8 protein-coding genes are annotated in these 5,433 nt (G+C 41.8%); all 8 read left to right on the top strand.

Annotated elements, in window-relative coordinates; all coding sequences use genetic code 11:
- The first annotated feature begins 35 nt into the window (after positions 1-35).
- On the top strand, positions 36-854 hold the full coding sequence (locus KO518_RS16995) for a trypsin-like peptidase domain-containing protein (protein WP_216027062.1): 819 nt from the start codon (positions 36-38) through the stop codon (positions 852-854).
- 473 nt (positions 855-1,327) lie between these two features.
- Entirely contained in the window at positions 1,328-1,852 is a 525-nt protein-coding gene (locus KO518_RS20015; RefSeq protein WP_070125562.1) for a Pycsar system effector family protein, read from the top strand.
- 2 nt (positions 1,853-1,854) lie between these two features.
- Entirely contained in the window at positions 1,855-2,589 is a 735-nt protein-coding gene (locus KO518_RS16985; protein WP_216027061.1) for an adenylate/guanylate cyclase domain-containing protein, read from the top strand.
- A 106-nt stretch (positions 2,590-2,695) separates the two neighbouring features.
- A complete protein-coding gene (locus KO518_RS16980; RefSeq protein ID WP_216027060.1) occupies positions 2,696-2,980 on the top strand; it encodes a BrnT family toxin in 285 nt (94 codons plus the stop codon).
- Entirely contained in the window at positions 2,980-3,210 is a 231-nt protein-coding gene (locus KO518_RS20290) for a BrnA antitoxin family protein (RefSeq protein ID WP_216027059.1), read from the top strand. Before KO518_RS16980 ends, KO518_RS20290 begins: the two co-directional genes overlap by 1 nt.
- A gap of 108 nt (positions 3,211-3,318) precedes the next feature.
- On the top strand, positions 3,319-3,816 hold the full coding sequence (locus KO518_RS16970; protein ID WP_216027058.1) for a hypothetical protein: 498 nt from the start codon (positions 3,319-3,321) through the stop codon (positions 3,814-3,816).
- Positions 3,817-3,920: 104 nt separating this feature from the next.
- The gene (locus KO518_RS16965) at positions 3,921-4,412 is read left to right on the top strand and encodes an N-carbamoyl-L-amino acid amidohydrolase (RefSeq protein ID WP_216027057.1); all 492 of its coding nucleotides are present in this window, start codon (positions 3,921-3,923) and stop codon (positions 4,410-4,412) included.
- A gap of 140 nt (positions 4,413-4,552) precedes the next feature.
- On the top strand, positions 4,553-4,891 hold the full coding sequence (locus KO518_RS16960; protein ID WP_216027056.1) for a hypothetical protein: 339 nt from the start codon (positions 4,553-4,555) through the stop codon (positions 4,889-4,891).
- Positions 4,892-5,433 lie beyond the last annotated feature (542 nt).

The raw sequence follows: 5,433 nt of genomic DNA, 5'->3' as shown, positions 1-5,433 counted from the left end.
GCCCGTTATTGAAAAGTTAGATTTAGGGAGGCTCTGTGCCAATTGAAATAAAAGAAAAAATAAGCTGGGTTCCCTTCAAAATTGAATTGAAATTTGATGGCATTGACTTAGGGATAGGCACAGCCTTTTTCTATTTGAGCGGGAACGATTCTTATATCATTACAAATTGGCACAATGTTACTGGTCGCCATCCAGAAACAGGAAAAATACTACATAAAGATTTGGCTGTTCCCAATAAGCTTGTCTTACATATTCCAATAGATCAGGCAAAGAAAAATGAGCTTCCATCCGGTGAATATAAAGCCGGCTGGGTTTCAAAGGAAATGGATTTGTATGAAAATGATGTTCCAGTATGGTATGAACATCCTGAGCACAAGGGTAGAGTAGACGCAGTAGCGATACCCGTTGGTATGGGCAATTGCATGTTAAAAGCCGCAAACTCGGACGAGCTAGACTTGGATAACGTGGTTGTGCGACCAAGCTTAGACGTCTTTGTGTTGGGTTACCCAAGAGGCCTTACCGGAGGTGCAAAATTCCCGATATGGAAAAGAGGGAGCATCGCCTCTGAGCCTGAAATAGATCTGGATAAAATGCCCAAACTATATATCGATACTGCCACAAGGGAGGGGATGTCGGGAGCCCCTGTATACGCACAGGACAAGGGATACGTAGTTCCAGAAGGTAAATCAGGGCCTAAAGATGCAATTTTTGGGCAATGCAGAAGGTTTATTGGAATCTATTCTGGTCGACTTGGTGCCGATGATGATTTCAAAGCTCAACTTGGTATTGTCTGGAAGGAAAAAGCGATTGTTCAAATTATTCAAGGCAAGACCTTGGGTGAGTCGTCGCTATAAATCTAACAAAGTTATTAACCATGACGCAATTAAGCTAAAAATTCGTTTCTAATTCGTCAGTAACTTCTCGCTATTCTTTTCAATTAACAGCGGTGGCGCTCAAACATTAGACTGCGTAAACAACACACTCTTTTCAGCCTTTCTTCGCGGATAATCCAAGAACGGCTACGACCAAGCAAGTGAAAGGTTATTTCCAATCCTACAGTTGCTACACAGTGGTTACTTGTAGCGGCAACTCTCTTTTAAGCGCCGCTTAATCTTAGTATGCGCCATGGCTGGCTGATAAAAACATCAAAAACAATTTCAAAGCCGCACTCTTTTCACTTGCAGCTTTGTCCATAAATCATTTATAACAAACAAATCAAGTTCGCCCACTATCGTGGGCTGGGACGCAAACATGTGGGCGGCTTCGCCATTATCGCCCACATGTCTGCGCCCCTTATTTGGAAGTTAGATGACCAGAGTAAAAATTAGTGGAAGATAAACTTAACAGCGCCTTCGAGAATGTGAATAACTGGCTTCGCTACGCCGAAACGAAGAGTGCAACTCTTTTGGCAGCTAACGGCGTTATGGTCTTTGGGATCATTAGATTTCTTACCGGAATCGAGAACGAAGCACTTGTATTGCTTCTATATCTTGTTGCCGTTATTTTCATGCTAATAGCAAGCATGGTTTTGCTGTTGATTTCATTTTCACCTTCGTTAGATATACCTTGGTTATTTAAGTTATCTTCTCCCGATGAAAAAACCGACAATCTTTTGTATTTTGATCATGTGAGCAAATACACACCAAAAAAGTACTTGGAAGCCCTAGCATGCGCTGCGGACATTCAAGATCATAAAAGTAATCAACTTGAACTTATGATAGCTAAACAGATAATTGCAAATTCAGTTATTGCCAGAAGAAAATTTATTATATTTAAAATTGCAAGTTGGCTGACGATTAGTGCTGTAATCACACCGATTTTAGCGTGGGCGATTAAGGATAGAACGCATTGAGTATGAAAAAAGATATAGAAAACAAAGCCTCGGAGGTTATAGACAATTCATTCGATGTTACCGATGTTTCGATAGTCCCTGATATTGAAGACTCTCGGCTTACTTTTGGGAATACAGGACTAAGATTCACCGCCACAGTACTATATATTGACATGAGAGGCTCAACCCGACTTCTTAGTAGTCATAATCGTGTCACGACAGCTAAGTTGCATATGGTTTACTTCCATACAATTGTCACCTTAGCCAACTCTTTAGGAGGAGCAGTTCGGAGTTTTAATGGAGATGGAATGCTGGTTTTCTTTCAGGGTAACACAAAAGAAAGTCTATCGACTGCGGTAAAATCGGCAATGCAAATGGTATATATGCTCACTCACTCGGATTCAAAAGTGCGACAAAAATTGGAAAAGTTCAGTGCGCTTGATTTCGGTATAGGCATAGATCACGGTAAAATACTTTGCACTAAAGCAGGTAAGTCTGGTAGTAATAATCGGGATCTCGTTTGGCTTGGCCATGGAGTCAACAAGTCAGTTAAAATCGGCGACGAACTATCCAGCCCTAATCGCATAGGGATTTCCAGTCATGTTTACAATAACTTAACAGACTGGGCAAAGTATTCGACACAAAAAGACTACTGGGGTAATGATCAAAAAGTTGATATGTGGACAGCGGGTAATCACATTTATAATGGCGAGTATAAAACTTACTACTACACCTCTTATCACTGGACGGTCATCTAACAATGCCATACACGCGGACCCTTCACTCGCTGCGCTCGCTCAGGGCCGGTGATGGCTAGCGTTAGGCCCCTTTGACAACTCCGCTCTTTGTACATACAGTGTGCATATGATTAAATTCGAATGGGATGAGGCTAAGGCTTCATCAAATCTTAAAAAACACGGCATCTCATTTCACGAGGCCAAATCCGTCTTTTATGATGAAAATGCGGTTCAATTCTACGACGATACGAACTCAATTCTATGTGAAGACAGGTTTCTCATGCTCGGAATGAGCTCTCATTCAAATGTTCTAACCGTTTGCCATTGCGAGCGCGAAGATGGTAGTAAAATCAGAATCATTTCCGCACGTAAGGCAACAAAGAAAGAACGTAACTATTACGGTGGCAAATAATGGATGCGGAATACGATTTTGGTAAACTTAAGTCTCGCAAAAACCCCTACGCCAGCAAACTAAAAAAGCCAGTCACAATGCGTTTGAGCGAGGATGTAATAAACTACTTCAAAGAAATGGCAGAAGAAGAGGGCGTTCCATATCAGAGCCTCATCAACCTCTATCTAAGAGATTGTGTTTCGCAACATAGGAAGATTGACATTTCGTGGAAGGGCCTAACAAAGCGCTAAACTCGCTCACTTCGTTCGCTGGGACAGTAACGCAGCGGCGCTTCGCGATTATGCCGCTACGTCACTGCCCGTTAGCTTAGCGTTAGGTACTACAAGGAGTGTTTGAGAATGAGCATTGAATTAACTATCAAATATACCGATGCAGAGTATAAGGCAGCTATCAAGGAAAAAATGGCAGTTATGCCAAACAAGAATCTTCATACCTACTTACCCTCGGGCATTTTATTTATCGTGGTTTCCGCACTTTACTACTTCAATTTCATTTTTAGCTGGTGGGGAATTGCTACTACGGTAATTCTTTCAATCTACGCTATCCCGTGTCTGCTTGGAGATTTTTTAATGCCAAGTATTGCGCTCGCTTTTGCCAAAAAGAAAAAGCTTCAAGACACTTATCACTTTAAAATCGATCAAGACAGAATTGAAAGAAGTTCAGAGAAAGGAGTTTTAACAACCAAATGGGAGGAATTAACATCGGTTGATTTCTTTCCTAGCAATGTATTCTTTAATTTGCCAAATGGGTCTATGCTCGTCCCTAACTCTTATTTATCCAGCGCGGAGTTAGAGGTTCTTAAATCTTATGCGGCACGTACCCAACAAAAAAATTAAGTCACTCACTGCGTTCGTTGGGACGCATACACGTGGGCTGCTTCGCATTATAGCCCACGCAAATGCGCCCCTTATTTAAAAGTTAGGTACTAAAAGGATGTATTTTGGCGGAAAAAACTAATTCACCGTATCTCAAGGCAGATCGTCTAAAAGATGTAATAGCCGCTATTCAAGTAACAGGAAAGTACGCATTTTACAAATTAAGTCCGTCTGATTGGTCCATGAGAATTTCCGGAGACAATAGCAAATCAGAATATTGGAAAAATGTATTTTCAGAGCATCCAGAATTTTTTCGTTTTAATGGAGCGGGTGATAAAGTTTCGCTTGCTTGGAGAAGAAGTTATCGAAAACGCTACTCTGTAGATGACGAAAGAAACTTAAGTTTTGAAGAGTTCAGTAATTTAAATGAAGAACAGAAAAAACGTATATCTAGAACCCCATTAACGGGAGATGAACTCTCCATATTGATTAACACCGCGATTAATTTGCATACTAGGGCTATAGAGCAAAATAAAGAACACCGATGGCTATCTTCTCCACTGTTTAGTTTGTTGGGGGTAGCGCTCGGTGCGTTTCTAGGTTGGCTGGCAAAGTGAAATCGTACCTAACAAACAAATTAAGTCACTCGCTCCGCTCGCTGGGACACAAACATGGTGGCTGTGTCACTTCGTTCCGATTATAGCCGCCATGTTTGCGCCCCTTATTTGGGTGTTATACGCTTCAAGGAAGTGACGCGATGAAAACCTTCTTTTATTGTTTTTTTTCTTTCGTTCTTGGTGTCATTGTTGTTGGTCTTATCGGTTGGCGCTTTTTCGTTGGTACTGTTCAAATGGCCGAACTTTCTAACATAAGAGTTCATTCGCAAACGCTAGAATTACTCGGCGAGAATAAGGTTGAAGAGCTTGCTCAAGTAAGCTGCTTTGCCATTAAGCATGCTGTTGAATATTATGAGAATGATCTTAGTAAATGGTTCTTAGCGATAGACAATGCTCATGGTTCACCAGAAATGACACAGCAGCTTTTGTTTCGGGCAAAGAACCAAATCAAAAACGAGGATGTTTGCGATCGCGTATAACAATCACATTAAGTCGGTCGCAAGCTCCCTGGGACAGTAACACGCGGGCTCTGTCGCTTCGCTCGGATTTTAGCCCACGTGTTACTGCCCCTTATGTGGGTGTTATAAACCATGGCGCAGTTAGGCTTTAACTCTTTTTCAGTCACCATTAGCTTCACGCTTTCCTTTTCAATGAACGGCGGTAGTACTCAAACATTAGACTGCGTAAACAACGCGCTCTTTTCGGCCTTTCTTCGCAGATAATTCAAGAGCGGCTACGACCAAGTAAGTGAAAGGTTATTTTCAATCCTACAGTTGCTACGTCACTGGTTGCTTGCGGCGACAAATCTCTTTTAAGCGCTTCGTAAACTCAGTATGCGCCATGGCTGGCTGATAAAAACATCAAAAACAATTTCAAAGCCGCACTCTTTTCACTTGCAGCTTTGTCCATAAATCATTTATAACAAACAAATCAAGTTCGCCCACTATCGTGGGCTGGGACGCAAACATGTGGGCGGCTTCGCCATTATCGCCCACATGTCTGCGCCCCTTATTTGGAAGTT

The sequence above is a fragment of the Aestuariibacter sp. A3R04 genome (genome assembly GCF_018860805.1).
Classification (GTDB): Bacteria; Pseudomonadota; Gammaproteobacteria; order Enterobacterales; family Alteromonadaceae; genus Alteromonas.
The sequence above is the reverse complement of the archived record's forward strand: the minus strand, read 5'-3'. Positions and strand labels throughout refer to the sequence as shown.